The sequence below is a fragment of the Diaminobutyricimonas aerilata genome, from assembly GCF_002797715.1.
In the GTDB taxonomy this organism is placed as follows: domain Bacteria; phylum Actinomycetota; class Actinomycetes; order Actinomycetales; family Microbacteriaceae; genus Diaminobutyricimonas; species Diaminobutyricimonas aerilata.
The window spans coordinates 203,037-229,341 of record NZ_PGFF01000001.1; the positions used below are offsets into that span (position 1 = coordinate 203,037).

Here is a 26,305-nt window from a genome sequence, read left to right on the forward strand (position 1 = left end):
CGTCCCCGCCCATCCGGCAAGCGCTTTCCGACTAAGCTGGACGCGCGACCCGCCATGGCGACGGGTCGTTCCCATGACCTCCCGAGGAGCGAAGATGCACTACGGCGGCGACTACAACCCCGAGCAGTGGCCCGAGGAGATCTGGGCGGATGACGTGCTGCTCATGCAGCAGGCCGGCGTCACGATGGTCAGTCTCGGCATCTTCTCGTGGTCGCGCATCCAGCCCGCCGAGGGAGTGTTCGACTTCGACTGGCTCGACAAGGTGATCGGGCTGCTGCACGACGGCGGCATCACGGTCGATCTCGCGACGGCGACCGCCTCGCCGCCGCCGTGGATGGTCGAGTCCTACCCCGAGGTGCTTCCGCGCGACGAGAACGGCGTCGTGTACTCGCCCGGGAGCCGCCAGCACTACGCCCCCGCGTCGCCGGTCTACCGCCGGCTCGCCCGCGAACTCGTGACCGCCATCGCGCAACGCTACGCGCAGCATCCGGCCGTCGTCATGTGGCACGTGAACAACGAGTACGCGTGCCACATGCACGCGGACTACTCGGATGTCGCGGCGATCGCGTTCCGCGAGTGGCTCGAGCGCAAGTACGAGACCATCGCCGCGCTCAACGCGGCATGGGGCACCGACTTCTGGTCGCAGCGGTACACCGCGTTCTCGCAGATCCTGCCGCCGCGCCGTGCGCCGTACAGCCACAACCCGACGCAGCTGCTCGACTTCCGCCGGTTCACCTCCGACTGCTTCCTCGAGCTGTACACGATGGAGCGCGACATCATCCGCGCCGCCGGTGCGACCCAACCGGTGACGACCAATTTCATGGGTCCGTTCATGCCGCTCGACTACTGGAAGTGGGCGCAGGAGGTCGACGTCGTCTCGGACGACGCCTATCCCGACCCGAACGATCCGGAGAGCTTCCGCGATTCCGCGTTCCAGCGCGACCTCGTGCGTTCGCTCAAGCCGGATGTGCCCTGGATCCTCATGGAGCAGTCGACGGGTGCGCTCAACTGGCGCCCGAGCAACGCGCCGAAGCTGCCCGGACAGATGGCGGCCCTCAGCATGCAGGCGGTCGGCCGCGGAGCCGACGGCATCCTGTTCTTCCAATGGCGGCAGTCACGCGGCGGCGCCGAGAAGTTCCACTCCGCGATGGTGCCCCAGGCGGGCCTGCGCGCCCGCACCTGGCACGAGGTCGTCGACCTCGGCGCTGCGCTCAAGGTGCTGCCGCAGCTCCCGGTCGGCTCCGGCGCCCGAGTCGCGCTCGTGTTCGACTGGCAGAACTGGTGGGCGATCTCGAACCCCGATCATCCGGTCGTGCTCGACTACCTCGACCTCGTTCGGCGCTGGTATCGCGCGCTGCATCGGGATCACGTGCAGGTCGACTTCGTGCATCCGCGCAGCGACCTGTCGGCCTACAAGGTCGTCATCGCGCCGCAGCTGTACCTGCTCGACGAGGCGGGGGCGGATGCGCTGCGCGGCTTCGCGGAGGATGGCGGGCATCTGCTCGTGACGGCGTTCAGCGACGTCGTCGACCACGACGACCGGTTCCTCGAGGGCGGCTACCTCACCCGCCTGCGCGGGGCCCTCGGTGTCTGGCTCGAGGACTTCGGCGCCCTGGCGCTGCCCGGAACCGTCGGCGAGACGCACGTCGCGGTCGAGTCGGTCGCGGGGGAGTTCACCGGCGGACTGCTCGCGGAGTACATCGAGCCGGAGACGGCCGAGGTGCTCGGCCGCTTCACGTCGGGGCGCTCGGCGGGTCGCGCCGCCTTCACCGTCGCGACGACCGGGGCGGGGCGGGCGTACTACCTCGCCACGGTGCCGGACGAGGCGGGATGCCGCACGGTCGCCCGGCACGTGCTCACCGAGGCGGGAGTGGCACCGTCGATCCCCGCCCTGCCCGAGTACGTCGAGGTCGCCGAGCGCGGCGGCGTGCTCACGCTCATCAACCACGGGCACGAGACCGCGCACCTCGATGCGGGGGCGCTCGAGCACGTGGCGATGCTCGACGGTGGTCCCGTGACCGAGCTCGAGCTCGCACCGTTCGCGTCCGCCGTACTGCGTCGCGCCTGAGCCGGTCGGCGTGAAGGGCCGCAGCGCCGCGTTGCTCATCGCGACGCTCGGCAGCGTGCAGACGCTGTGGACGCTCACGATGGACCTCTACCTGCCCGCGTTCGTGCAGATCCAGCGTGACCTCGACACCTCGGCCGCGCTCGTGCAGGTGACGCTCACGGTTGCGTTCGTGGGCATGGCGCTCGGGCAGCTCGTCACCGGTCCGGTGTCGGATGCGGTCGGTCGCCGCCGTCCGTTGCTCGCCGTGCTGCTGCTGAGCGTGGTCGGTTCGGGCGCGAGCGCGCTCGCCCCAACCGTGGAGGTGCTCATCGCGGCTCGATTCGTGCAGGGGATGGCCGCCGCCGCGTGTGGGGTCATCGTCCTCGCGGTCGTGCGCGATCACTTCGAGGGCGCCGAGATGGTGCGCGCACTCGCGCGCCTCGCGGCGATCAACGGGGTGGCGATCGTGCTGGCCCCGTCTCTCGGCGCTGTGCTCCTCTATGTGATGGATTGGCGCGGGCAGTTCTGGTGCCTCGCCGCCTACGGACTCGTGCTCGTGGTGGTGGTCGGCCTGGCGCTCGCGGAGTCGCGGGTATGGGTCGCTCGCGAGCGGGGTCGGCTCGCCGCGGACTACCGAACCCTCGCCCGCGACGGTGGTTTCCGCGCCGCCGTCGTCACCGGCGGTCTCGTGTGGGTCGGGATGTTCTCGTACCTCGCCGCCTCGGCCTTCCTGTTCCAGGAGGTGTACGGACTCGACCCCGGGCAGTACGCGATCGTGTTCGCCTCCCACGGCGCACTCATGATCGTCGGCTCGCAACTCAGCGCGCGGTGGTCGCGTCGTATCGACCCCGCGCGGATCGCGACTCTCGCGACGATCGGGACCGCCGCATCCGCCGTGCTGCTGCTCGCGAGCGTCGCGCTGCTGCCGCAGTGGGGGTTCTGGTCGTTGCTCGTGCCGCTGTGGTTCTTCACGCTGGCGCTGGGCGTCTTCAACCCGGCGAACCAGGCGCTCGCTCTCGCTCCCCACGGTGAGCGCTCGGGCACCGCCGCGTCGCTGCTCGGCGCGGTCAACATGGGATTCGGCGCACTCGTCTCCCCAGTGGCCGGCCTGCTCGGCGTCGGCACGGCGGTGCCGACGGCGGTCGTGATGGTGGTGGCGCAACTCGCGGCGCTCGCCGCCGGAGCTCTCCTGCGCGGCCGCGGCGGCGCGCGGTAGCGCGGGACCGGATGCGGTGCGGCGGCCCGGACGCGGTGCGGCTAGCGCTCGAGGGCGGCGAGCTGTTCCTCGAGGTTGAAGACCTCGGTCAGCTGCAGGAAGCCGGTGTCGGGCGCCCCCTCGAGGTCGACGAAGAACTGCGCCATCTCGGCCTGCCAGCGAGCGTTGACGTCGGTGCGCGCCATCCCCTCCTGGGCCGCCTCCAGCGACTCCGTCTCGAAGTAGCCGATGAGCAGCCCGTCATCGCGCACGAAGAGCGAGTAGTTGTTCCATCCGGTGTCTTTGAGTGCTCGCAGCATCTCCGGCCACACGGCGGCGTGCCGTTCGCGGTATTCCGTGAGTCGCTCGGGCTTGACCTGCAGTTGGAAGCAGACGCGCTGCATGGGCACTCCATCGTCTCGATGAACCGATTCATTCCAGCGTAGCGCGGGGTCGGGCGCGCTGGTCGGGCGGATTCCCGTCTCGACTTGCGGGTCGCCCACCGCCTCACCCGCGATTCGCGACGGGAAACGGCCGAGGTGCCGCGCGGCGTCACGCCGTGGCGGCGACCGCCACGCGCTCGAAGTGGTGGGTGCCGCTGCCGACCTCGACCGCATCCTCACCCGGCAGCTGCACGATCGCGGTGGCGCCCGTCGGCACGGTCACCTCGACCCGCAGGGCGTGGCCGTCGAGTCGCCACGAGATCGCCGCGCGACCGTAGGGCGTCTCGTGCTCGGCGCGAGCCGAGGTGAGACCGCCGCCGGGTTGCGGGCGGAACGCGATCCGTCGGTACCCGGGCTGCGCGGGGGCGAGGCCCGCCACAACGCGGTGCAGCCAGTCCGCGACCGCACCGAGCGCGTAGTGGTTGAACGAGGTCATCGTGCCGGGGTTCACGGTGCCGTCGGGAAGCAGGCTGTCCCAGCGCTCCCACACCGTCGTCGCCCCCTGCGTGACGGCGTAGAGCCACGACGGGCACTCGCGCTCGAGCAGCAGGTCGTACGCCGCATCGAGATGACCGGTACCGCTCAGCGCATCCGACACCACCGGGGTGCCGGCGAATCCGGTCGCGATGCGGTTGCCCGCCTCCGCCACGAGTTCGGCGAGCCGGCGCCCGGCCGGGGCGACGAGGTGCTCGGGCAGCAGCCCGAAGCGGATGGCGAGCGCGTACGCGGTCTGCGCGTCGCTCGTGAGTCTGCCGTCCGGGGTGACGTACTCGGCGACGAACGACTCCCGCACCGCGTCGGCGAGGGCGGCGTACCGGGCCGCGTCGTCCGTCTTGCCGAGCTCCCGGGCGGTGCGTGCGAGGTGGTGGGTCGACCAGGCGAAGTACGCCGTCGCGACGAGGTAGCGGTCGGTGCGCGCGTCCGCCGGATCCTGCGGGGGAGCGGCCGGGTCCAGCCAGTCGCCGAGCTGGAACCCCTCGTTCCACAGGTGGTCGTCGCCGGCGAGCCGGTCCATCAGGTCGACCCACGCCTTCGCGCTGTCGTACTGGCGCTCGAGCAGGCCGCGGTCGCCGAACCGCTCGAAGAGGGTCCACGGCGTGAGCACCGCGACATCCCCCCACACGGCGCCGGGTCGGATGGGCGTCCACATGTGATGCGCGGGGATCACGGGCACGTACCAGGGGACGGTACCGTCCTCCAACTGCTCGATCGCGACGTCGCGCAACCACGAGTCGAGCATCCCCGAGCAGTCGTAGAGGAAGGAGGCGGTGGGTGCGAACACCTGCAGGTCACCCGTCCAGCCGACGCGCTCGTCGCGCTGCGGGCAGTCCGTGGGGATGTCGACGAAGTTGCCGCGCATGCCCCACACGACGTTGTCGTGCAGGCGGTTCACGAGCGGATCGGACGACTCGAACCAGCCGGTGCGCTCCATGTCGGTGTGGTACACCCGCGCGACCAGATCGCCGTTGTCGACCGCCTCCCGGATGTCGCCCGGCCAACCGGAGACGTCGACGTAGCGGAAGCCGTGGAACGTGAAGCGCGGCTCCCACTCCTCGGGTGCCTCGGTGGTCGACCCGCGCAGCGTGTAGATGTCGCGCGACTTCGCCGATCGGAGCGGGCGGGTGTAGATCTCGCCCTCCTGCATCACTTCCGCGGTGCGCAGGGTAATGACGGTGCCGGATGCGCCGGAGACACGGATGCGCACGCGGCCGACGAGGTTCTGTCCGAAGTCGAGCACGGTGCCGCCACTCGGGGTGTCGAGCACCGCGACGGGCGCGAGTTCGTCGGTGCAGCGCACGGGCGGACCGGTCGGCGCGACGAGGGTCGCGGGGTCACGCTGGGTGAGGCGCACGGGCGTCCATCCGGTGTCGTCGAAGCCCGGGCTCGACCAGCCGTCGTGCTCCTCCCGGGCGTCGTAGACCTCGCCGTCGTAGTTGCCCGTCGCGATGATCGGGCCGAAGGCGGCTCGCCAAGAGCCGTCCGTGGCGATCGTCTGCACGCGACCGTCGGCGTAACGGAGTTCGAGTTGGGCGATGAGCGACACGTCGTCGCCGAAGAGGTTGCGGAAGCCGCCCCGCCAGCCCATACGGCCGCGGTACCAGCCGTCGCCGAGCCATGCGCCGATCGCGTTGTCGCCGTCGAGCAGATAGGCCGTCACGTCGTAGGTGGCGTAGCGCAGACGCTCGCGGTACACGGTCCACCCGGGGGCGAGGGCCTCGCGGCCGACGCGGCGTCCGTTGAGTTCGACTTCGTACATGCCGTGCGCGGTGACGTAGAGGCGGGCCGAGGCGGGTCGTTCGGCGGTGAAGGAGCGACGGACGAGCGGAGGGCGGCGGTCGTCGGACTCGCGGTCCTCCGGCCAGTCGCCGGTGACCGGCACGCCGACCCAGTCGCCCGGGTCGAGCAGCCCTGTCTCGAGGGTCGTCGGCGGGCTCCACGGCGAGGTCTCCCCGTCGCTTCCGCGCACGCGCACCCGCACCGTGGCCGCTTCCCGCGACGCGAGCGGCGCGGATGGCCACGGCACGAGGACCGAATCCGGCGAGGTGTCCACGTGCGTCACCTCGACGCCTGTCGGCCGGCTCACCTCGAGGTCGTACCCGTTCTGCGCCCAGCCCGCCGGCGCGGTGGTCTTCCACGACAGGCGTGGGCGGCGCTCGCCGATGCCGAAGGGTTCGCGATGGTGTTCGACCGTGGGTGCGGCAACGGTGACCGACATTGGGCACCCGTCCTCTCTGAGCTGGGCGGCTCACGCGACGGCGGACCTGCCACATGAGACGTTTCAAAACGGATGCTACATCACAACCAATCGCTGGTTGACACGTTTCAAAATGCGAGTGATGATGGCGGAAGTGCGGCGCCGCGAGGTGCTCCGCGTCGTCGTCTGCGGTGGTGGCAGGCGGCGACGCGCGGCGGCTCGGCCGGCGCACCCGCAGTGCCCCGGCGTTCGACGATGAACAGGAGAGACGATGACGTACCCTCACCCGCTCGACCCCGCCCGATGCGCATGAGCGTCGTCGCGCTCGTCGGCACCCTCGACACGAAGGGCGCGGAATACCAGTGGATGGCCGATCGCCTCGCCGCCTCCGGGGTGGAGGTGCTCGTCGTCGAGACCGGCACCTCGCCGACCCACGGCTACACCGGCGACATCGCCGTCGGCCGCGATGAGGTCGCCCGTGCCGCGGGCTCCGACATCGAGCAGCTCGTCGCGGGGAACGATCGAGGTGTCGCCACCACGACGATGGGCGAGGGCGCCGCCGTCGTGCTCGAGCGCCTGTACGGCGAGGGTCGCCTCGACGGCGTGCTCGCCCTCGGCGGCAGCGGAGGCTCGTCGATCGCGGCGCGTGCGGTGCGCGACCTGCCGATCGGACTGCCGAAGCTCATCGTCTCGACCATGGCATCCGGTGACGTGTCGCCCTACGTCGGCGCAAGCGACGTGACCCTCATGTACTCGGTCGTCGACATCTCCGGAATCAATCAGATCTCCCGCTCCGTGCTCGGCAACGCCGCCGCCGCGATCGCCGGGATGGCCGACGCCTACGCCGCCCGCCGGGCGGACGAGCAGTACGACGACCGCCCGCTCGTGGCCGCGTCGATGTTCGGCGTCACCACCCCGGCGGTCGAGTCGGCGCGGGCGCGCCTCGAGGAGCTCGGCTACGAGGTGCTCGTCTTCCACGCCACCGGATCGGGCGGGCGCGCGATCGAGAAGCTCGCCTCCTCCGGGCTGCTCGCCGGCGTGCTCGACCTCACCACCACCGAACTCGCGGACGACCTCGTCGGGGGAGTGCTCAGCGCCGGACCCGCGCGGCTCACCGCCGCCGGTGATGCCGGCGTGCCGCAGGTCGTGAGCCTCGGCGCGCTCGACATGGTGAACTTCGGTCCGCGCGACACCGTGCCGGAGCGGTTCGAGCATCGGCACTTCTTCATCCACAACCCGACCATCACGCTCATGCGCACGACGGTCGAGGAGAACGCCGAACTCGGCCGTCGCATCGGCGCGAAGCTCGCCGCGGCGGTGGCACCGACGGTGCTCATGGTGCCCCGCGCCGGTGTCTCCGCCCTCGACGCCGAGGGCATGCCGTTCGCCGACACGGCCGCCGACGACGCGCTCTTCGACGCCGTTCTGCGGGGCGTCGACGGCAGCGCGGTCACCGTGATCGACTCGGACCACCACATCAACGACGACGGGTTCGCGGTGCGCGCCGCCGACGAGCTCGACCGGCTCATCCGCGGGAGGAACTGACATGGACCGCACGACCGCACTCGAACGCCTCACGGCGACCGCCGCATCCGGACGCCCCATCATCGGAGCGGGCGCCGGCACGGGCATCTCCGCGAAGTCCGCCGAGGCGGGCGGCGTCGACCTCATCATCATCTACAACAGCGGCCGGTACCGGATGGCCGGACGCGGCTCGCTGAGCGGGCTGCTCGCCTACGGCGACGCCAACCAGGTGGTCGTCGAGATGAGCCGCGAGGTGCTGCCGATCGTGCAGGACACGCCCGTTCTCGCCGGTGTGAACGGCACCGATCCGTTCCGCATGATGGGGCGCTTCCTCGACGAGCTCAAGGGCATGGGGTTCGCCGGCGTGCAGAACTTCCCGACCGTCGGGCTCTTCGACGGGGTGTTCCGGCAGAACCTCGAAGAGACGGGGATGGGCTACGACCTCGAGGTCGAGATGATCCGCCTCGCCGCCGAACGCGACCTGCTCACCGCCCCATACGTGTTCGACGTCGAGTCGACCATCGCCATGACCGAGGCCGGGGCGGATGTGCTCGTGCCGCACATGGGCCTCACCACGGCGGGCACCATCGGGGCGCACACGGCCCTCACCCTCGAGGAGTCCGCGCACCGCGTGCAGCAGATGCGCGACGCCGCGGTGAAGGTGAACCCCGACGTGATCGTGCTCTGCCACGGCGGCCCGATCGCCGAGCCCGAGGATGCGGCGTACATCCTGCAGCACACCGACGGGGTCGCCGGGTTCTTCGGCGCCTCCTCCGCGGAGCGCCTGCCCACCGAACGTGCCATCAAGGCGCAGATCGAGAACTTCAAGTCCATCGAGCTCGGCTGAGCGCCGACCCCATCCGCACGATCCGAGAAGGAGAACGACCATGCCCGCAACCGCCCAGAACGGCCGCCGCCCCGACGAGGTGCCCACACGCACCTTCGGCTGGGGCACGATCAAGTGGCTCGTCACCCCGCACCTCGACGAGGGCGCCGGCCTCACGACCGGCGAGGTCATCATCCAGCCCGGCCAGGGCCACGACCCGCACTCCCATCCCGGTGAGGAGGAGGTCATCTACGTGATCTCCGGCGAGGGCGAGCAGACCGTCGGGGATGGACCCGCGTTCCCGATCCGTGAGGGCGATGCGATCTACATCCCGCGCGGCACGGTGCACTCCACCTACAACGCCACGTGGCGTCCGCTACGGCTCGTGGTCGTCTACACCCCGGGCGGTGCCGAGACCGGGCTCGACGGGTTGCCCGACGCGAAGCTGCTCGAGCCGGGTGTCGCCCCGCTCTGGGCGCAGGCGAACTAGTGCCGGTCTACCGCCCGGGGCAGTGGCACTCGCCCGAGAACAAGCCGGAGTGGAGCGACATCGCCGCGATCGGCCGGTTCTCCGTGCCGGTGGACGGTGGACGTTTCGAACGGCACTTCCACGACGACCACGAGGTGTGGTTCATCTCGGGCGGCAAGGCGAAGGTGTTCAGCGACGGCGAGGAGCATTACGTTCAGGCGGGGGACTTCGTGCTCACCCGAGCGGGCGACGTGCACGACGTGCTCGAGGTGTACGAGACGCTCACCGGGTTCTTCCTCGAGACGGGGATGCCCGCCGGCGGGCGCACCGGCCACCTGCACGAGACCGAGGCGGATGCCGCGGGGCACGACGTGCCGGCGGCGCCGTTGCCCGCGGACTTCCCCACCCGCTGAATCCCGCCCTGCCTGCTGCAACCCGCATCCGCACCGTCGAGAGGACCCCATGCGCATCGCCGTCACCGGAAGCTCCGGCAAGCTCGGACGGGCGACCGTCGACCGGTTGCGAGCCGAGGGGCACGAGGTGCTCGGGCTCGACCTCGCCGGGTCGGCCGGGGTGGGCTTCACGCGCGTCGACCTCACCGACTACGGGCAGACGCTCGACGCGCTCCTCGGCGTGACCGCACGTCACCGCGGACTCGACGCGCTCGTGCATCTCGCGGCCATCCCGGTGAACGGCTTGGTTCCGGATGCCACGACCTTCCACTCGAACATGGCCGTCTCGTTCAACGTCTTCTTCGCGGCGCATCGGGCGGGCATCCGCACGATCGTCTACGCGTCGAGCATCACCGCGGCCGGGTTCCCGTTCGAGGACGCCCCGCCCTACCTGCCCGTCGACGAGCAGTACACGGCGGCGAACAACACCTACGCGCTCGTGAAGGTGATGGAGGCGGCGATGGCCGGGCAGCTGGTGCGCTGGGCGCCGGAGGCGTCGTTCACCGCCTTGCGCTTCACCAACATCGTCGCGGCGGGGGACTACGGCACCTTCGCCCGCGCGGCAGATCCGACCTATCGGCGCGACCTGATCGGCTCGTACGTCGACGCCCGCGACGGGGCGCTCGCCGTGTCGCTCGCGCTGCGGCACGCACGGCCCGGACACGAGGTGTTCAACATCGCCGCCCCCGATTCCGGCAACGCCGTGCCGAGCGCGGAGCTCGCCGCGGCGTGGTTCCCGGGCACGCCGGTGCGCGAGCCGCTCGGCGAGTACGAGTCGCTCTTCTCCACCCGGAAGGCGCAAGAGGTGCTCGGGTTCCGTGCCGAGCACCTGTGGCGCGCCGAATACGTGCCCGAGTGACACGCGCGTTCCCTGAGCGTCGTTCCCTGAGCTTGTCGAAGGGAACCGTCGTACGACCCGCTTCGACGGGCTCAGCGAGCGTGATCGTTCCTTGAGCTTGTCGAAGGGAACCGTCGTACGACCCGCTTCGACAGGCTCGGCGAGCGTGATCGTTCCCTGAGCTTGTCGAAGGGAACCGTCGTACGACCCGCTTCGACGGGCTCAGCGGGCGTGTCCGTTCCCTGAGCCTGTCGAAGGGAACTCGCCGGAACACCGGCGAGAATGGGGGCATGCCGCTGACCGGAGACTACGAACCCAGCACCGCCGAGTGGGCCCGCACCCAGGCCGAGAAGTACGAGAGCACGAACGGTGAGGAGGGCGGCGACCTCTACGGGCGCCCCGTCATCGTGCTCACGAGCGTGGGCGCCAAATCGGGCAAGCTGCGTAAGACCGCCCTCATGCGCGTCGAGCACGAGGGCGAGTACGCCGTCGTCGCCTCGCTCGGCGGTGCCCCGAAGAACCCCGTCTGGTACTACAACCTCGTCAAGCACCCGCACGTCGAGCTGCAGGATCGCGCGGTCAAGCGCGACTACGTCGCCCGCGAGGTCTTCGGTGAGGAGCGCCAGGTCTGGTGGGAGCGCGCGGTCGCGGCCTACCCGCCCTACGCCGACTACCAGGTGAAGACGGAGCGCACCATCCCGCTGTTCGTGCTCACCCCGATGGACGACGCCAGCTGATCCTCTCCGCAACACAGCGATGCCGGCCCGCCGCGGAAGCGACGGACCGGCATCCGGTGCGGCAGATCAGCTGCTGAAGTTCTGCCGTGCCTCCTGGGCCTGGTCCTTCACGTCGCCGGCGGCCGACCCGGCCTCCGACTTCACGTTGTCGGCGGCGTCGGTCGCGGTCTCCTTCACGGCCTGCGCAGCCTCCTGCGCCGGCTCCTTGAGGTTCTCGCCGACCTGCTTGGCGACATCCGTCACCTCGTGCACGAGCGGCTGCGCCGCCTCCTTCACGGATGCGCCGAGCTGCTTCTCCTTCTCGCTCGCGGGGAGCAGCGAGGCGACGAGCCAGCCGACGCCGAAGGCGATGAGGCCCACGGCGAGCGGATTGCCCTTCGCCTGCGCGACGGCCGAGCTCGCGGCACCCGAGACGCGGTCGCCCACGCCCGAGACACCGCCGGAGGCGCTGCTGCCGGCCGACGACACCTTGTCTTTCGCGTCTCCGGCGACGCCCATGACGCGGTCCCTGACCGAGCCGACGGCGTCACGCACCTTGTCGGTCTGACGGCCGACGATCTTCGACGGGGTCACCTTGTCGGCGAGGGCGTCGACGTCCGACCCGAGCTCCGCCCGGGTCGCCTCGATGTCTGCGCGGATCTGATCCGGGTTGCTCATCGGTTCTCCTCATTCCTTTTCAGCGTTTCGGGGATCTTCTTGATCGATTCGGCGGTGCGCGGGGCACCCTTGACCTGCTTCATCTCCTTGCGCCCCATCGAGAACAGGATGAGGGCGATGACGCCCCAGATCAGGGCCACGACGACCGCCGACCATCCGTTGTCGATGAGGTGTCCGAGGCCCCACCAGAGGGCCACGGAGAGGAAGAGCACGGCCATGAGGGCCGCATAGCCGGCGCCGCTGATCAGCCCGGCGCCCTTGCCCGCCTTCTTCGCCGAGTCGGTGAGCTCGGCCTTGGCGAGCTCCACCTCCTGGCGGATGAGAGTCGAGAGGTCGCGGGTGACCTCGCTGAACAGCTGGCCCAGCGAGGCGTTCGCCGCGTGTTCCTCCGACGGCGTTCTCGCGTCGGTCATGGTCGGACGTCCTCGGCTCCGCCGCCGACGGACGGCGACGGGTCACCGTTGCCGGCGTTCCACTCGGAGGTGTTCGCGTCGTCATCCGACTCGTCACCGGCGGCGGAGAACTGCGATGCGGTCGCGCCGTAGAGCGGCGTCTCGGCGCCCGCGGAGGCGGGGCGCTCGTCGACGAACTCGTCGTCGATCGGCGTGGTCGCCGTGGCGGGCGCGGCGTACGCGGCGCCCGCTGCGCCGAGTCCGCCGCCGACGCCGGCACCCAGGGCGCCGTCGTTGCCGGCGGTGTAGGTACTGCCGCCCGCGTACGAGTCGGCCGTCGTTCCCGTGAGGTCCGTCGTCGGCGTCGTGTCGGCGGCCGTCGAGGATCCCGTGGACCCGCTCGAGCTGCTCGACCCGCCCGCGAGGGAGCGAGTCAGGCGACCGGCGAGGATGCCCGCGATCGCCGCGCCGGCGATGAACACGCCCGGCTTGCGGCGGGCGAAGTCCTGCACCTCCTGCAGCAGCGAACCGGGGTCGCGCTGGTCGAGCCAGCCCGCCACGTCACCGGCGCGTGTGGCCGCCTGGCGCACGAGGTCGGAGGCCATCCCGCCCTCTGAGCTCTGCGCCATGTTGTTGAGCTCGTCGCTGAGCGACCGGAGTCCACCGGCGACCCGCTGCTGCTGCTGACCCGCCTGATCGGTGAGTTCGGTGCGGGCCTGGTGGAGCAGGTCCTTCGCCTGGTACTTGGCTTCTGAGGCGACGTTGCCGACCTCGTCCTTGGCGACTCCTGCGACTCGCTGGCCGGCCGATGCCGCCTCCGAGCCGAGGTTCGACGCCTGCTCTTTGGCGTCCTGAAGCTTTCCGCTGCCCGAGCCGCCGTCGTCCGGGGTCGCGGGGGTGTTCGTATACGTCATGTCCCATCCCTTTCGCGTGCGTAGCCGGTGACCGTGCCGCACGCCGGCACGCGGAGTCACCGTCCGTGCCAGCAGTTTGTGCGGGCGTTCCGAGCGCGAGAAGATCTGGGCCGGATGTGTGGGCCAGTGTTCAGAAGCCTTTACGTCGGCGCTCAGGGGGCGTATACCGGGTGATGCGCGTGCGCTCTCAGGAAGTGCTGCGTGACTTCTCAGGGGCGTGACGACCGCCTGGCGGCGCGTGCATCGACGCCCGTGCCCGGGCGGTCGCGGTGCCGGATTGCAGCGTCGTTGCAAGCGCCATACTCGCCCCCTGGCGAACCGCGCCGGTGGCGAGAGTGGAACCATGAGAACCCACGCACACCGCACTCCGCTGCTCGCCGCAGCGACGGCGCTCGCGCTGATGGGCGGACTCGCCGTCGCGGCAGCCCCCGCGGCGTTCGCCGACGAGGTCTCGTCGAGCGGGTCCACTTCCGTCGAGACCCCCGCCGAAGCCGCACCGCCCGCCGCTGAACCGGCGCCTGAGCCGACGAGCGAACCGGCCGTGGAGCCCGCCTCCGAGGCGCCCGCCCCGCCCGCACCGGAAGCGATCACCGCTCCCGCCCCGACACCGGCCGCGGAGCCCGTGCCCGAACCGTCCGCCGAGCCGGTCTCCGACGTCCCCGCCGCGGCAGTTCCGCAGGCGCTCGCAGAGCCCACCGAAGACCCGAACCCGCCCAAGGTGATCAACACCGTCCCCGCTCCCGGAGCGGTCTACAACGCGGGAACGAAGGTGACCGTCGCCTTCGAGTGCGTCGACCCCGACGACCCGATCGTCTATTGCGGCACCCACTTGCACGAGCTGGGCGATGAGGTCACGCTCGAGCCCGGCTCGTACCACTGGCGGTTCTACGCGAACAACGCGCGCAAGCAGACCATCACCGACGTGCACTTCAGGGTGTTGCCCTACGACACGACGCCGCCGGTCGTCACGATCGACGCTCCGGCCGTACCGGCGTCCGGCTGGTACAGGTCGGAGACCGACGTCGTCTTCACGGCAGCCGACTCCAGCGAGGTCTCCTACGTTCTGATCGAGCTCGCCGACGGCACCACCCGGAATTCGGTCGGACCTGTGCTGGAACACCACTTCCGCGAGGGCATCACGGTCGCGAACGTCTGGGCAGCCGATCACTACAACAACAAGAGCGCCCCGATCCCGATCGTGGTCAAGGTCGACTCGACGGCCCCGACCATCTCAGTGCAGACTCCGGCCGGTCCGTTCGAGGTGGGTGACGACGTCGACCTCGACTTCTCCTGCGCCGACGCCGCCTCCGGCGTGGACGAGTGCTCCGCCGGCTCCGCGACCGGGGACAAGCTGGACACGCGAGCGCCCGGCGACTACGCAATCGACATCAGGGCCGAAGACAGGGCCGGCCACCTCGCGACCAGCACCTTCACCTATACGGTGCTCGCCCCGGACACCGAAGCGCCTCGTGTGATGCTCGACATGCCCGCGCCGAACGCGCGTGGCTGGTACACCCACCCGGTCGACGCGCTGCTCTGGGCGGATGACGCGGAGGGCCGGGGAGTGAAGTCCCTCGACTGGAAGGTGACCGGGCCCGAGCCGAGTTCCGGCTCGTCGGAGCTCGAGCAGGCGCTGCGTTTCGCGGCCGACGGCGTGCACACCATCACGGCGTCCGCCTCGGATTCCGTGGGCAACGACAGCGGGCCGAGCGAGTTCATCCTCCGGGTCGACTCCACGGCTCCGATGATCGACGACAACACGAAGCTGACCTTCGTGCAAGGTGCCGTCGCCGACTTCTCGTCGCTGTGCACCGACGCCACCTCCGGCGTCGCGGAATGCGGTGAACCGCCCGTGCTCGCGGCCGCAGTGTGGCCGACGGACACGCTCGGGGAGCACACGGTGACGATCGGTGCGGTCGATCACGCGGGCAACATCGCGACGGCCGAGGTCACCTACGAGGTGATCGCCGCTCCCGCCGTCGAGCCGGACCCGACTGAGCCCGATCCGGCCACCGGGCAGCCCGGGACCGAGCATCCGGTGACCGAGCAGCCGACCGGGGCGCACCCGCAGTCCACGCGCACCTCTCAGCTCGCCTCCACGGGAGCTTCGGCGCCGATCGCCGCGGTGCTGTGGGCCGGGTTGCTCCTGTTGCTCGGTGCTGCCGGTGTCATCGTGATGCGACGTACGACCGCCTGAACCGGGTACTCGCAACGGAAGCCCCCGCCTCGGCGGGGGCTTCCGTCGTGCCGCGACGGCGAGGGGGAAGAGGTGCCGCGCGGTGCCGACGGGAGGGGGCGAAGGTCCGTAGACGCCCCTCGAACGGGGGACGACAATGAGCGCACCCGCCCCCAACCCGCGAAAGGAAGAACCATGCGCTCCCCCCGCACGGCCGTACTCGCCGCAGTGATCGGCATCGCCGCCGCACTCGGCACCGCAACACCCGCACTCGCGGCGCCGTCGGCACCCGCGACGTCCGCCCCGGCCACATCCAGAGCCGAGGTGATCGACGTCGCCACCCGCACCGGCAGCACGACGGCGACCATCCTCGTTCGCTATACCTGCACCGGCTCGGCCGAGCAGGTGCACACCTGGGTCTCCGTCAAGCAGGCGAAGAGCCTCACCTCCGACAAGCGCCTCATGGAAGAGGGAACCGGCTACGGCGGTGTGGCCGCGGCGTGGAGTCAGAGCCACGGCGGCTCCCCGATCTGCGACGGCAAGCAGCACTACTCGCTGTTCAGCGTCGACCAGGAAGAGGCCGGCTACGGCACGCTCAAGCGCGGCATGGCCTACATCCAGTTCTGTCTCTTCGACGCCTACAACACGCAGATCCCGGTGAGCGACATGGAGTTCGGCTACCTGCTCTGAACCCGATGAAGAAGAAGGACCCGCGGGCGTCGCCCGCGGGTCCTTCGACGTCCATCCCCGGATCAGGCGTCGGGACGCACGTCCTGTGCGCCGCCGCCGACCGAGGGGGAGGGGCGGCCGGCACCCGGTTCCCACGACGACTCGTCGCCCACCGGGTCATCCGTGTCCGACGGGGTGAGCTCGGCGTCGAGCTCGTCGGATGTGGTGGTCGCGTCGTCGGCTCGATGTGCGCCGGTCGAGGCGTGCTCGTCTCGGTTCGTGTTCGGATCGGTCATCGCGGTTCCTCTCGCATCGCGGCGGGCCGTGCCGCTTCCGGCACCGACGACCACCGTCGTCGTCAGTCTCGTCCGCCGGCCGCGCCCGGGGAAGGGGCCGTCGTCATCCGGAGGGGTTGCGCAGGTCCAGGCGCATGATCACGCGGGGGAAGCCGTCCAGTACCGACTCCGTGTCGGCCGCCTTCGTGAACCCGGCGCGTTCGAACAGCCGTCGCGTGCCGACGTACGCCATCGTCAGGTCGACCTTCTCGCCGTGGTTGTCGACCGGATATCCCTCTACAGCGGGCGCGCCGTGGTCGCGGGCGAACCGGACCGCCCCGGCGAGCAGCTCGTGCGAGATGCCCGTGCCGCGGTGCCCAGGGCGCACACGGATGCACCAGATCGACCACACGTCGAGGTCGTCGACGTGCGGGATCTTCCGATTCCGGGCGAAACTCGTGTCGGCGCGCGGGTGCACCGCCGCCCACCCCACCACGGCGTCTCCGTCGTACGCGAGGACCCCGGGCGGCGGGTCCTCCCGGACGAGCTGCTCGACGAGAGCGCCGCGTTCCGGTCCGTGCAGCGCCAGATTCTGCTTCGACGGGAGCCGGTAGCTCAGGCACCAGCACACGTTCGCGTCGGGTCGCTTCGGACCGACCATGGTCTTCACGTCGTCGAACGACGTCGCCGGACGCACCTCGATCGCCATGCCGACACCCTGCCACCCGGATCCGACCCGGGCAACGGGCGTGGAAGGGTTGTGGCATGACCGGCGGGAGTGACTTCGACCTGACCATGGATGAGCTGCGGGTCGTCGCGCGCTACGCCGCCGAGTGTGCGCAGGAGGTGTTGCCGGTGTTCGAGCGGACGCACCCGGCGGATGCGCGACCGCGGGCCGCGCTCGACGCGGCGTGGCTGTTCGCCGAGGGGGCGCGGAGGACGATGCTGCAGCGCACCGCCTCGCTCGACGCGCACCGGGCCGCGAAAGACGCCGCGACGGAGTCCGCGCGACTCGCAGCCCGCGCGGCCGGCGACGCGGCCGCAGCGGCGTACCTGCATCCCATCGCGAAAGCGCACCAGGTCGGCCACATCCTGCGCGCCGCCGCGTGCGCCGCGCTCATCGCCGAGCTCGAGGCCGACGGGGATGAGGCGGTCGGCGACGCGGCGGTCGAACGCTACCGCCAGAGGGCGACGCCCGAGCTGGTCGACGTGCTGACGCGGTACCCCGCCGCGCCGAGCGACCGCTCCCGGCTGGGACGGCTCATGAGCGCGCTCGACGCGGCGCTTCGACAGGACGGACCGACCGCGCGCTGACCACCGCATCCGGTCGAGCGACGCCGAGCTCGTCGAGCGTGCCCGTTTCGGACGTTATGCGGCCGGATCCGACCCTGAAACGTCCGGACGAGGCACGTTCGGCGACACGAGGATCAGGCTCCGACGTACTCCGCCAGGTGCTGCCCGGTGAGGGTCGAGCGGTCGGCGACGAGCTCCGCCGGGGTGCCTTCGAACACCACACGGCCGCCGTCGTGGCCGGCGCCGGGACCCATGTCGATGATCCAGTCGGCGTGCGCCATGACCGCCTGGTGGTGCTCGATCACGATCACCGTCTTGCCGGCGTCGACGAGCCGGTCGAGCAGTCCGAGCAGGTGCTGCACGTCGGCGAGGTGCAGTCCGGATGTCGGCTCGTCGAGCACGTAGACCCCGCCCTTGTCGCCCATGTGGATCGCGAGCTTGAGCCGTTGGCGCTCGCCGCCCGACAGGGTGGTGAGCGGCTGGCCGAGCGAGAGATAGCCGAGTCCCACATCCACCATGCGGGCGAGGATGGCGTGCGCGGGGCCGGACCCGAAGAACTGCTCCGCCTCGCTCACCGGCATCGCGAGCACCTCGCTGATGTCCTTGCCGTTGAGCTTGTACTCGAGCACCTGCGGCTGGAATCGCTTGCCGCCGCACTCCTCGCACGTGTTGGCGACCCCGGCCATCATCGCGAGGTCGGTGTAGATGACGCCGAGGCCGTTGCAGTTGGGGCACGCGCCCGCGGAGTTGGCGCTGAACAGGGCGGGCTTCACCCCGTTCGCCTTGGCGAAGGCGGTGCGGATGGGGTCGAGCAGACCCGTGTAGGTGGCGGGGTTGCTGCGACGGGAGCCGCGGATCGGCGCCTGATCGACGGTGACCACGCCGGCTCCCTTCGGAACGGAACCGTGGATGAGCGAGCTCTTGCCCGAGCCGGCCACACCCGTCACGACGGTGAGCACGCCCAGTGGGATGTCCACGTCGACGTCGCGAAGGTTGTGGCGGGTGGCACCACGGATCTCGAGCGCCCCGGTGCGCTCCCGCACGGCGGGCTTGAGTCGCGCGCGGTCGTCGAGGTGCCGACCGGTGAGCGTGTCACTCGCCCGCAGCCCGGCGACATCGCCGGTGTACTGCACGACACCGCCGTGCACGCCGGCGCGCGGGCCGAGGTCGACGACGTTGTCGGCGATGAGGATCGTCTCGGGTTTGTGCTCGACGACGAGCACGGTGTTGCCCTTGTCGCGCAGTCGCAGCAGCAGTTGGTTCATCCGCGCGATGTCGTGCGGGTGGAGCCCGACCGTGGGCTCGTCGAACACGTAGGTGACATCGGTGAGGCTCGACCCGAGGTGCCGGATCATCTTCACGCGCTGGGCCTCGCCGCCCGAGAGCGTGCCCGACGAGCGGTCGAGGCTGAGGTAGCCGAGCCCGATCTCGACGAACGAGTCGAGGGTCTGGATGAGGCCGCTCAGCAGCGGCGCGACCGAGGGCTCCTGGAGTCCTCGCACCCACTGGGCGAGGTCGCTGATCTGCATGCGGCAGGCGTCGGCGATGTTGAGGTCGCCGATGCGGGAGGCGAGGGCCGCCTCATTCAGGCGCGCCCCCTCGCACTCCGGGCAGGTCGTGAAGGTGACGGCGCGGTCGACGAAGGCGCGGATGTGCGGTTGAAGCGCGTCCTTGTCCTTCTGCAGGAATCCCTTCTGCACCCGGGGCACGAGACCCTCGTACGTCATGTTGATGCCCGAGACCTTGATCTTGGTCGGCTCGCTGTAGAGGAACATGTGGCGTTCCTCGTCGGTGAAGTCGCGGATCGGCTTGTCGGCGGGAAAGAACCCGGACTCGCTGTAGATGCGCACCTGCCAGCCGTCGACGTTGTAGCCGGGGATCGTCATGGCGCCCTCGGCGAGCGACTTGCTGCTGTCGAACAGCTCGTCGAGGTCGATCTCCGTCACCTCACCACGACCCTCGCAGCGCGGGCACATGCCGGCGGGGAGGTTGAAGCTGTAGTGGAACGACGGGCCCGCCGACGGCACCCCCAGACGGCTGAACACGATGCGCAGCATGGCGTTCGCATCCGTCGCCGTGCCCACGGTGGAGCGCGCGTTCGCCCCCATCCGCTCCTGGTCGACGATGATCGCGGTCGTCAGCCCCTCGAGCAGGTCGACTTCGGGGCGGCCGAGGCTCGGCATGAAGCCCTGCACGAAGGCGCTGTAGGTCTCGTTGATGAGCCGCTGCGACTCGGCGGCGATCGTGCCGAAGACGAGCGAGCTCTTGCCGGATCCCGAGACGCCGGTGAAGACGGTCAGGCGGCGCTTGGGGATGTCGACGTCGACGCCGCGCAGATTGTTCTCGCGCGCGCCGCGCACGACGATCGTGTGGTGGCTGTCGGCCGCGGCGAAGCGGCCGCCGGAATGTGAGAGCTCGTCGCTGGGGGTCACGCGTCCGATGCTAGCGACGGGCGGGGTCACCCGGTGTCCTGAATCCGGGCGCAACCGAGTGCGTGACCGGCTACAGTCGGGCCACCGCACGGCCGACGAGGCCCGGTGCGAGTCGCAGCATCGCGGGCAGCAGTCGCGATGGCCCGGGCAGTGCGACGGGTCGGCGGGCCTTGAGGGCCCGGAGTGCGACCTCCGCGACCTCGGAGGCCGGCAGCTTGGTGCCGGTCTTGCCCGCGTTCATCGGGGTGTCGGTCGTCGGCGGCATCAGTTCGAGCACGTGGGTCCCGTACGGCGCGAGCTGGCGGCGCAGACCCTCGGTGAAGCTGTGCAATCCCGCCTTCGCGGCACCGTAGGTCGGCGCGCGGGTGGGGGAGACGAGGGCGAACCCTGAGGTGACGAACACGAGGGCCTCCGGGGTGGGCCAGCGGGCGAGCACCTCGCCGGTGAGGTGGATGGGCGCCGACAGGTTGACGGCGATCTCCGCGTCCAGGTCTCGCGTGGGATCGGTTCCGGCCGTGAAGTCGCGGTCGACGAGGGTGCCGGCGTTGTTGATGAGCACGTCCACGCCGCCGAAGCGTCGCGCGACCTCGTCCAGCATCGCGGCGCGGTCATCCGCATCCGTGATGTCGGCGCGGACGGCGACTGCGGTCGGATGCGCTGCGCGAACCGGTCGAGGGCGACCTGGGAGCGGCCGCAGACCGCGACGGCCGCACCATCACGCAGGAAGGCTTCGGCGAGAGCCGAGCCGATGCCGGAGGTGCCGCCGGTGATGAGGACGACGCGCTGTCGAGTGATGGGGTGCTCCTGTTTCCGTCGAGGTGGTGCGGTATACATTCGTAACCGACCCTAGGCACGTGCCCGGCACACCGGAAGGACGCACTTTCGTGAACGTTGGTATCCGCGACGAAACCGCCGACTGTCAGCGCGCCACCGACGTGCTGGCACGCACCGCAGACAAGTGGACGGTTCGTGTCTTCATCCGGCTGCAGGATGCGCCGCGTCGGTTCGGCGAGTTGAGGCGGATGATCGACGGCATCTCGCCCAAGATGCTCGCCTCGACGCTCCGCGGCCTCGAGCGCGACGGCCTCGTCTCGAGAACGGTCTTCCCGACCAACCCCCCGAGTGTCGAGTACGCGCTCACCGACCTGGGACGGGAACTGGCCGTACCGGTTCAGGCGCTCGGCGACTGGGTGCTCGGCAATCTGCACCGCATCGAGTTCGCGCGAGCCGAGTTCGACGACGTCGATCGTTCGCCTCGTCGCTGACCCGCTCTAGCGCTGCAGGCCGAGCGTCGCGAGGAGGTCCTCGTGCAGCTCGAACCAGACGGTGTGGCACGAGTCGAGCTCGATCACGTCGACCCAGGCACGCTCGCCGTCCTGCACACGGGAGGCGGCCGACGAGAACCGGCGGTCGTATCCCGAGAAGCGGGGCAGGCGCGCCTCGAGCGCGCGGATGAGGGGACGCAGGTCGCGTGCCAGGGCCGCGAGCTCGGCCACGATCCGGGCATCCCACACGGCGTCGCGGTGGCGGTTGACGGCGAACGGGTCGTCGTCGGTCGGCCGGATCTGCCAGTTCGTCACGGCGGAGCGCAGCCGTGAGTTCAGCGGCAGGAATTCCCGGTACACCGCCTCGACCTCGACCCGGGCGTCTGCGGCATCCACCTCGGCGGCCAGCAGCTGTTCTCCGTATTCTGGGCCGCATGACGAGAAGCTGGAACGACGTGCGCGCCTACTTCGAACGCGGGGCCATCGCCCACGTGGCGACCCTGATGCCCGACGGCTCGCCGCACAGCGTGCCGGTATGGGTGGCGGTCGAGGGCGACGAGCTCGCCTTCTTCTCGATCGCGGATTCGCGTAAGGACAAGAACCTCAGCGCCGACCCGAGAGTCGCGGTGTCGACCACGAACCCGGAGAACGCGCTCGACATGGCGTTCGTGCGGGGAACAGTCACGACGCGCTTGACCGGAGAAGAGGCGATGCCGATCGTCGACCGGATCGCCGAGCTCTACACCGGCGGACCCTACGACATCCGGTCGGGGCTCGCCGCCTTCCTCGTCACGCCGGAGGTGGCGTGGGCGAACGACTACCGGTCGGAGTAGCGCCGCCCGACGCGTCGTCAGACGCCGGAGACCACCGCGTTGTCGAGTTCGTCGGCGTTCACGGTCGGGCGTTCCGCACGATTCGTGAGCAGCACGTAGGCCACGCCGACCGTCGGATGCACCCAGAACTCCGCGCCCGACCAGCCGCCGTGTCCGTAGGCGTCGCGGTCGATGAGTCCCGGCGCGCGGGTGCGCAGGTTCCACGTGAAGCCCCAGTCCTGGCCGCGCTCGGCCGGGTAGGGGTCGAGTCGGGGGATGTCGCCGGTGAGCGGACGCAGCATCATCGCGAGAGTGGTCGGCCGCACGATCTCGCCGGTGTTGCGGAGCAGGGCGGCGCCGACCGACAGCAGGTCCTCGGCTCGGCCGAGCAGTCCGGCGCCCGGATGACGCAACGCCGCGAACCGCTGCAGGTCGAGTCCGGCATCCGCCGCATCCACGACGTGATGCGGGTCGGATGCTTCGTCGAGCGTCAACCCCGATGCCTCGACCCCGGCGAGCGTGTCGGCGACGGCCTCGTCCCACACGCGTCCGGTCCGCGCGCGGATCATGCGGGCGACACCCTCGAAGGCGATGGTCGAGTACCGCGAGGCCGTGCCCGCCGCGAAGTCGCGCTCGCCGAGGAGCCCCGCTTCGAGTCCGGCGGCTGTGTCCATCGGCGGCTCCGCGATGCCCGAGGTGTGGCTCACGAGATGCCGCAGCCTCACGACATCGTCCCGGTTCCGTCCGAACTCCGGCACGTCCGACTGCAGCGGCGTGCCGGGGGTGGCGAGCCCCATCTCGATCATCCGCGCGGCCGCGAGGCCGACGAGGGGCTTCGTGATCGAGAACAGACGGTAATGGTCGTCGATGCGGGCGGCGCGGCTGCCGGTTGCTCCGAACGCGTCGAGCGCCTGTACGCCCGCCGCGGTGGCGACGCCGAGCACTGCCGTCGGCAGTGCGCCGGATTCCACCTGTCGGCGAGCCCAGTCGAAGGCGTGCGCGAACGGTTCGGACATGGCGGCTCCTCGAGGGCAGGGCAGGTGCTCGACCGTAGCGAGCGGCTCATCCGTTGTCCAGAGCGGCGACGCGCCCGCGCCTCGTCCGCCGGTCGGCCGCGGGAGAGTCGCTGCACGACGACGCCGCCGCCTCGTGCGCTCAGCTCAGCACGAGGTCGGGCACATCGTGGAAGTAGTCCACCAGCGTGATCGGTGAGGTGCGCGGGATCGTGCCGTGATCGGCACACACCCAACGGGCTCTGCCCGTCGACTGATCGAGCGCCACGGACAGCGGCGACCCGCAGGTGCCGCACGTGATCGCGTCGACGGAGTCGAACTCGTCCATGGCGAAATGGTAGACAGCAGGCGGGGGCGGCGGCCATACCGTTCGGCGAAACGTGAGCACGGTCTCCGGGCCGATGGCAGCATGGCGGTCATGACACTTCCCGCCGATGCCCACGTGCACAGCGAATGGTCCTGGGACAGCGGGTCGGATCCCGCCTCCCCCGGACGGATGGCCCGCGCCTGCGAGCGGGCGGTGCGGATCGGGCTGCCGGCGATCGTGTTCACCGAACACCTCGACCTCGAGACGGCGTGGCGCGTCGACGAGGGCGACATGGGGGAGCACGCGGGCTCGCTCGTCGACGACGCGGGGTACGTGCGGCTTCCGCCGTTCGATCTCGACGGGTACCTCGAGGCGATCGAGCGGTGCCGCGCGGCGCATCCGGAGCTGCGCATCCTGACCGGCCTCGAATTCGGGCAACCGCACTTGTGGGACGAGGTCGCCGCCCCGATCGTGCGCGCGGTCGACCGGGTGAACGGATCGCTGCACATGCTGCCGCTGCCCGGCGGAGACCGGAGCGAACCCGTCACGCTCTACCGCTACAGCGCGGCCGACGACGTGATGTGGGCCTACCTCGAGGAGATCCCGCGGATGGTCGCGGGCTCCGACACGTTCGAGGTGTTCACCCACATCGACTACGCGGTGCGCGCGTGGCCGACGGCCGAGCTCGGGCCGTTCGACCCCCGACGGTTCGAGGAGGGCTTCCGTTCGGCCATGCGGGCGATCGCCGCGTCGGGGCGGGCGCTGGAGATGAACACGCGACGGCTGTGGTCGTGGATCCCGCAGTGGTGGAGCGAGGAGGGCGGCCGCGCGGTGACCTTCGGCAGCGACGCGCACGTGCCGGAGGCCATCGCCGCGAACTTCCCCGAGGCGAAGGCGATGCTCGAGTCGTTCGGTTTCCGTGAGGGATCCCGCCCCGAGGACTTCTGGACCCGCTGAGCGCGCCGGCGGTGGGCCGGCTCCTCACTCCCGCCGCAGCAGCGCCGCGACTCGGGGCAGCACCTCCCGTGCCGGACCGCTGAGCCCGCATTCCATCGCGAGCCAGCCGTCGTAGCCGATGTCGTCGAGGGCGTCGAGTGTGTCGTCCCAGTCGTAATGGCCGGCGCCCGGCTCCAGGCGGTTGCTGTCGCCCAGCTGCACGTGCCCGATCCGCGATCCGGCGGCGCGGATCGCCGCACCGGTGTCCGCCTCCTCGATCGACATGTGCCACGTGTCGGCCACGACGGCGAGTCCGGGCGAGCCGATCTCATCGACGTACCAGCTGGCATCCGCCAGCGTGTTCACCACGAAGTCCTCGAAGCGGTTGAGCGGCTCCAGGTAGGCGACGACCCCGAGGGTCGCAGCGTGCGCCGCGATCTCATCGAGTGCCTCGAGCAGCAGGCGGCGCGATTCGTCGTCGCTGCGCGGAGGCACGAACGGCGGGAGGTGCTTCGAGAAGAGGCCGAACGCGTGCGGCGTCACGAATCCGTTGCCGCCCGCGGCAGCGACGACGCCGAGCAACTCCTTCAACTCGTCGATCGCACCGCGGCGACGCTCCTCGTCGAAGTCGCCGATGAAGTGGTCGACGTGTGCGACGGCGCTGGGCATCTCGACGCCGGCGGCGCGCGCGGCCTGCAGCTCCGCGGTACGAGAGACGAACACGCCGTTCCCGCGACCCGACAACTCGATCCCGTCGAATCCGACCGAGCGGGCGAACGCGAACTTCTCCTCGAGCGTGTCGCCTTCGCAGGTCGACTCCTGTGCGGCGAGCTTGAACGTCATGTCACACCGCCTTCGCGTCGAGCACGACCTGCAGCACATCGCGCGGGGAGCCGTCGAGCAACTCGAAGGCCTCGCGTCCCCGCTCGAGCGGCATGGTGTGCGAGATCAACTCCGTCACCCGCAGACGGCCGGACACGGCGAGATCGACCGCCGTGCGCTGCAGCCGATACTCGTCCCAGCGATGGCGCAGGGCGGGAGCGACGCCGGAGATCTGGGATGCGATCACGGCGACGCGATTGTGGTGGAACTCCTCACCGAGCCGCAGCCCGACGCCTTCGCCTTGCATGAACCCGGCGACGCAGACACGGGAGCTGTACGCGACGGACCGGATGGCCTCGTGCATCGCCGAGTAATTGCCCGACACCTCGAGGCACACGTCGGCGCCGAGCCCGCCGGTGAGTTCGCGGATGCGCTCGGCGACGCCGCCCGCGGAGGCGTCGATCACCTCGTCCGCACCGAGCTGTTGCGCGAGTTCCCGCCGCGAGGCGACGCCGTCGACCGCGATGACGCGCGCGCCGTTGAGGCGCGCGAGCTGGGCGACGAGCTGTCCGGGCACGCCGAGGCCGAACACCGCGACGGTTTCGCCGATGTGGATGTCGGCGTCGAGCACCACGTTCAGCGCGATCGCGCCGATGTGGGAGAAGATCCCGATCCGCGGGTCGGCGTCGGGGGAGAGGATGCGCTTCGCGGCGCGGTCCGCTTTCTGAACCGTCTCGGTGCGGTGTCCCCAGGTGCCCCAGATGACATCGCCGACGGCGACGGTGGTGACCTCGGCGCCGACCTCGACGACCTCGCCCACCTCTTCGTAGCCCCAGCCGTTGACGGGGTACTCGAAGCTCGTCGACCCGTCGACGAACAAGCGGCGCTGCTCGTCCCACCGCTTGTTCAGGTAGGGATTGGTGCCGCGGTACGCCGTCAGCTCCGTGCCGGCGGAGATGCCGGAGTAGAGCGTCGAGATGCGCACCTCGTCGACGGCGAGCGGTCGTGACTCCTCGTCGACGACCTGAGCGAGGCGGGGAGAGCTGAAGCTGACCATACGGCCCATGGGTGGGGTGTCCTTTCTGGGACGGGATGCCGGGTGGAGTCGGGGCGGAA

The 26,305-nt window shown here is 70.5% G+C and carries 28 protein-coding genes; 14 read left to right on the top strand and 14 right to left on the bottom strand.

Features of this window, described 5'->3' with window-relative positions:
* Positions 1–73: 73 nt before the first annotated feature.
* Positions 74–2,068, top strand: coding sequence for a beta-galactosidase (locus tag CLV46_RS00995; protein ID WP_100363072.1), 1,995 nt, complete (start codon positions 74–76; stop codon positions 2,066–2,068).
* A gap of 10 nt (positions 2,069–2,078) precedes the next feature.
* Positions 2,079–3,263: a multidrug effflux MFS transporter gene (locus CLV46_RS01000; RefSeq protein WP_100363073.1), complete on the top strand. Its 1,185-nt coding sequence runs from the start codon at positions 2,079–2,081 to the stop codon at positions 3,261–3,263.
* Between the two features lie 41 nt (positions 3,264–3,304).
* On the opposite strand, the gene CLV46_RS01005 is transcribed toward CLV46_RS01000, so the two are convergent.
* Together CLV46_RS01005 and CLV46_RS01010 are read right to left on the bottom strand one after the other, a co-directional pair.
* Complete coding sequence (locus CLV46_RS01005) at positions 3,305–3,646, bottom strand: L-rhamnose mutarotase (RefSeq protein ID WP_100363074.1); 342 nt, start codon at positions 3,644–3,646, stop codon at positions 3,305–3,307.
* Between the two features lie 148 nt (positions 3,647–3,794).
* A complete protein-coding gene (locus tag CLV46_RS01010) occupies positions 3,795–6,401 on the bottom strand; it encodes a glycoside hydrolase family 78 protein (protein ID WP_100363075.1) in 2,607 nt (868 codons plus the stop codon).
* 288 nt (positions 6,402–6,689) lie between these two features.
* On the opposite strand from CLV46_RS01010, the gene CLV46_RS01015 reads away from it, so the two are divergent.
* From CLV46_RS01015 to CLV46_RS01040, 6 genes are all read left to right on the top strand, one after another.
* Positions 6,690–7,925 carry a Tm-1-like ATP-binding domain-containing protein gene (locus CLV46_RS01015; RefSeq protein ID WP_100365809.1) on the top strand — a complete coding sequence of 412 codons (1,236 nt, stop codon included), beginning with the start codon at positions 6,690–6,692 and terminating at the stop codon, positions 7,923–7,925.
* Position 7,926: 1 nt separating this feature from the next.
* Complete coding sequence (locus CLV46_RS01020; protein WP_100363076.1) at positions 7,927–8,751, top strand: phosphoenolpyruvate hydrolase family protein; 825 nt, start codon at positions 7,927–7,929, stop codon at positions 8,749–8,751.
* Between the two features lie 40 nt (positions 8,752–8,791).
* Positions 8,792–9,220 carry a cupin domain-containing protein gene (locus CLV46_RS01025; protein ID WP_100363077.1) on the top strand — a complete coding sequence of 143 codons (429 nt, stop codon included), beginning with the start codon at positions 8,792–8,794 and terminating at the stop codon, positions 9,218–9,220.
* Positions 9,220–9,612, top strand: coding sequence for an AraC family ligand binding domain-containing protein (locus CLV46_RS01030; RefSeq protein ID WP_157802180.1), 393 nt, complete (start codon positions 9,220–9,222; stop codon positions 9,610–9,612). Before CLV46_RS01025 ends, CLV46_RS01030 begins: the two co-directional genes overlap by 1 nt.
* Positions 9,613–9,661: 49 nt before the next feature.
* On the top strand, positions 9,662–10,510 hold the full coding sequence (locus CLV46_RS01035) for an NAD-dependent epimerase/dehydratase family protein (protein ID WP_100363079.1): 849 nt from the start codon (positions 9,662–9,664) through the stop codon (positions 10,508–10,510).
* A 269-nt stretch (positions 10,511–10,779) separates the two neighbouring features.
* On the top strand, positions 10,780–11,226 hold the full coding sequence (locus CLV46_RS01040) for a nitroreductase family deazaflavin-dependent oxidoreductase (RefSeq protein WP_100363080.1): 447 nt from the start codon (positions 10,780–10,782) through the stop codon (positions 11,224–11,226).
* Between the two features lie 66 nt (positions 11,227–11,292).
* Here the strand turns inward: CLV46_RS01040 and CLV46_RS01045 are convergent, their stop codons facing one another.
* The 3 genes from CLV46_RS01045 to CLV46_RS01055 are packed head-to-tail and all read right to left on the bottom strand — an operon-like array spanning position 11,293 to position 13,189.
* Positions 11,293–11,883, bottom strand: coding sequence for a DUF3618 domain-containing protein (locus tag CLV46_RS01045; protein WP_100363081.1), 591 nt, complete (start codon positions 11,881–11,883; stop codon positions 11,293–11,295).
* Positions 11,880–12,296 (bottom strand): phage holin family protein, encoded by a 417-nt coding sequence (locus CLV46_RS01050; protein WP_100363082.1) that lies wholly within the window; start codon positions 12,294–12,296, stop codon positions 11,880–11,882. Before CLV46_RS01050 ends, CLV46_RS01045 begins: the two co-directional genes overlap by 4 nt.
* Positions 12,293–13,189 (bottom strand): hypothetical protein, encoded by an 897-nt coding sequence (locus tag CLV46_RS01055; protein ID WP_100363083.1) that lies wholly within the window; start codon positions 13,187–13,189, stop codon positions 12,293–12,295. Before CLV46_RS01055 ends, CLV46_RS01050 begins: the two co-directional genes overlap by 4 nt.
* A 343-nt stretch (positions 13,190–13,532) precedes the next feature.
* Here CLV46_RS01055 and CLV46_RS01060 point away from each other — a divergent pair, with 343 nt between their 5' ends.
* Together CLV46_RS01060 and CLV46_RS01065 are read left to right on the top strand one after the other, a co-directional pair.
* Positions 13,533–15,386 carry a hypothetical protein gene (locus CLV46_RS01060; protein ID WP_100363084.1) on the top strand — a complete coding sequence of 618 codons (1,854 nt, stop codon included), beginning with the start codon at positions 13,533–13,535 and terminating at the stop codon, positions 15,384–15,386.
* A 174-nt stretch (positions 15,387–15,560) separates the two neighbouring features.
* On the top strand, positions 15,561–16,055 hold the full coding sequence (locus tag CLV46_RS01065; protein ID WP_100363085.1) for a hypothetical protein: 495 nt from the start codon (positions 15,561–15,563) through the stop codon (positions 16,053–16,055).
* Positions 16,056–16,117: 62 nt separating this feature from the next.
* Here the strand turns inward: CLV46_RS01065 and CLV46_RS01070 are convergent, their stop codons facing one another.
* On the bottom strand, positions 16,118–16,330 hold the full coding sequence (locus CLV46_RS01070; protein WP_100363086.1) for a hypothetical protein: 213 nt from the start codon (positions 16,328–16,330) through the stop codon (positions 16,118–16,120).
* Between the two features lie 103 nt (positions 16,331–16,433).
* The gene (locus CLV46_RS01075) at positions 16,434–17,018 is read right to left on the bottom strand and encodes a GNAT family N-acetyltransferase (RefSeq protein ID WP_100363087.1); all 585 of its coding nucleotides are present in this window, start codon (positions 17,016–17,018) and stop codon (positions 16,434–16,436) included.
* A 56-nt stretch (positions 17,019–17,074) separates the two neighbouring features.
* Between CLV46_RS01075 and CLV46_RS01080 the strand changes: the two genes are divergently transcribed.
* Positions 17,075–17,623, top strand: a complete 549-nt coding sequence (locus CLV46_RS01080) for a putative immunity protein (protein ID WP_100363088.1) — start codon at positions 17,075–17,077, stop codon at positions 17,621–17,623.
* A gap of 113 nt (positions 17,624–17,736) precedes the next feature.
* Here the strand turns inward: CLV46_RS01080 and CLV46_RS01085 are convergent, their stop codons facing one another.
* Both CLV46_RS01085 and CLV46_RS01090 read right to left on the bottom strand, forming a co-directional pair.
* Complete coding sequence (locus CLV46_RS01085) at positions 17,737–20,034, bottom strand: ATP-binding cassette domain-containing protein (protein WP_100365810.1); 2,298 nt, start codon at positions 20,032–20,034, stop codon at positions 17,737–17,739.
* Between the two features lie 70 nt (positions 20,035–20,104).
* Positions 20,105–20,731, bottom strand: a complete 627-nt coding sequence (locus CLV46_RS01090) for an SDR family NAD(P)-dependent oxidoreductase (protein WP_100363089.1) — start codon at positions 20,729–20,731, stop codon at positions 20,105–20,107.
* 187 nt (positions 20,732–20,918) lie between these two features.
* On the opposite strand from CLV46_RS01090, the gene CLV46_RS01100 reads away from it, so the two are divergent.
* Positions 20,919–21,299 carry a winged helix-turn-helix transcriptional regulator gene (locus tag CLV46_RS01100; protein WP_100363090.1) on the top strand — a complete coding sequence of 127 codons (381 nt, stop codon included), beginning with the start codon at positions 20,919–20,921 and terminating at the stop codon, positions 21,297–21,299.
* Positions 21,300–21,305: 6 nt separating this feature from the next.
* Here the strand turns inward: CLV46_RS01100 and CLV46_RS01105 are convergent, their stop codons facing one another.
* On the bottom strand, positions 21,306–21,695 hold the full coding sequence (locus CLV46_RS01105) for a hypothetical protein (RefSeq protein WP_100363091.1): 390 nt from the start codon (positions 21,693–21,695) through the stop codon (positions 21,306–21,308).
* A 38-nt stretch (positions 21,696–21,733) separates the two neighbouring features.
* Here CLV46_RS01105 and CLV46_RS01110 point away from each other — a divergent pair, with 38 nt between their 5' ends.
* The gene (locus CLV46_RS01110) at positions 21,734–22,132 is read left to right on the top strand and encodes a TIGR03618 family F420-dependent PPOX class oxidoreductase (protein ID WP_100363092.1); all 399 of its coding nucleotides are present in this window, start codon (positions 21,734–21,736) and stop codon (positions 22,130–22,132) included.
* Between the two features lie 17 nt (positions 22,133–22,149).
* Here the strand turns inward: CLV46_RS01110 and CLV46_RS01115 are convergent, their stop codons facing one another.
* On the bottom strand, positions 22,150–23,127 hold the full coding sequence (locus CLV46_RS01115) for a serine hydrolase domain-containing protein (protein ID WP_100363093.1): 978 nt from the start codon (positions 23,125–23,127) through the stop codon (positions 22,150–22,152).
* Positions 23,128–23,266: 139 nt separating this feature from the next.
* Positions 23,267–23,452 carry a hypothetical protein gene (locus CLV46_RS01120; RefSeq protein ID WP_100363094.1) on the bottom strand — a complete coding sequence of 62 codons (186 nt, stop codon included), beginning with the start codon at positions 23,450–23,452 and terminating at the stop codon, positions 23,267–23,269.
* Positions 23,453–23,542: 90 nt separating this feature from the next.
* Here CLV46_RS01120 and CLV46_RS01125 point away from each other — a divergent pair, with 90 nt between their 5' ends.
* Positions 23,543–24,388, top strand: a complete 846-nt coding sequence (locus tag CLV46_RS01125) for a PHP domain-containing protein (protein WP_100365811.1) — start codon at positions 23,543–23,545, stop codon at positions 24,386–24,388.
* A gap of 24 nt (positions 24,389–24,412) precedes the next feature.
* Here the strand turns inward: CLV46_RS01125 and CLV46_RS01130 are convergent, their stop codons facing one another.
* Positions 24,413–25,210, bottom strand: coding sequence for a sugar phosphate isomerase/epimerase family protein (locus CLV46_RS01130; protein ID WP_100363095.1), 798 nt, complete (start codon positions 25,208–25,210; stop codon positions 24,413–24,415).
* 1 nt (position 25,211) lies between these two features.
* A complete protein-coding gene (locus CLV46_RS01135) occupies positions 25,212–26,255 on the bottom strand; it encodes a zinc-dependent alcohol dehydrogenase (protein WP_100363096.1) in 1,044 nt (347 codons plus the stop codon).
* Between the last annotated feature and the right edge of the window lie 50 nt (positions 26,256–26,305).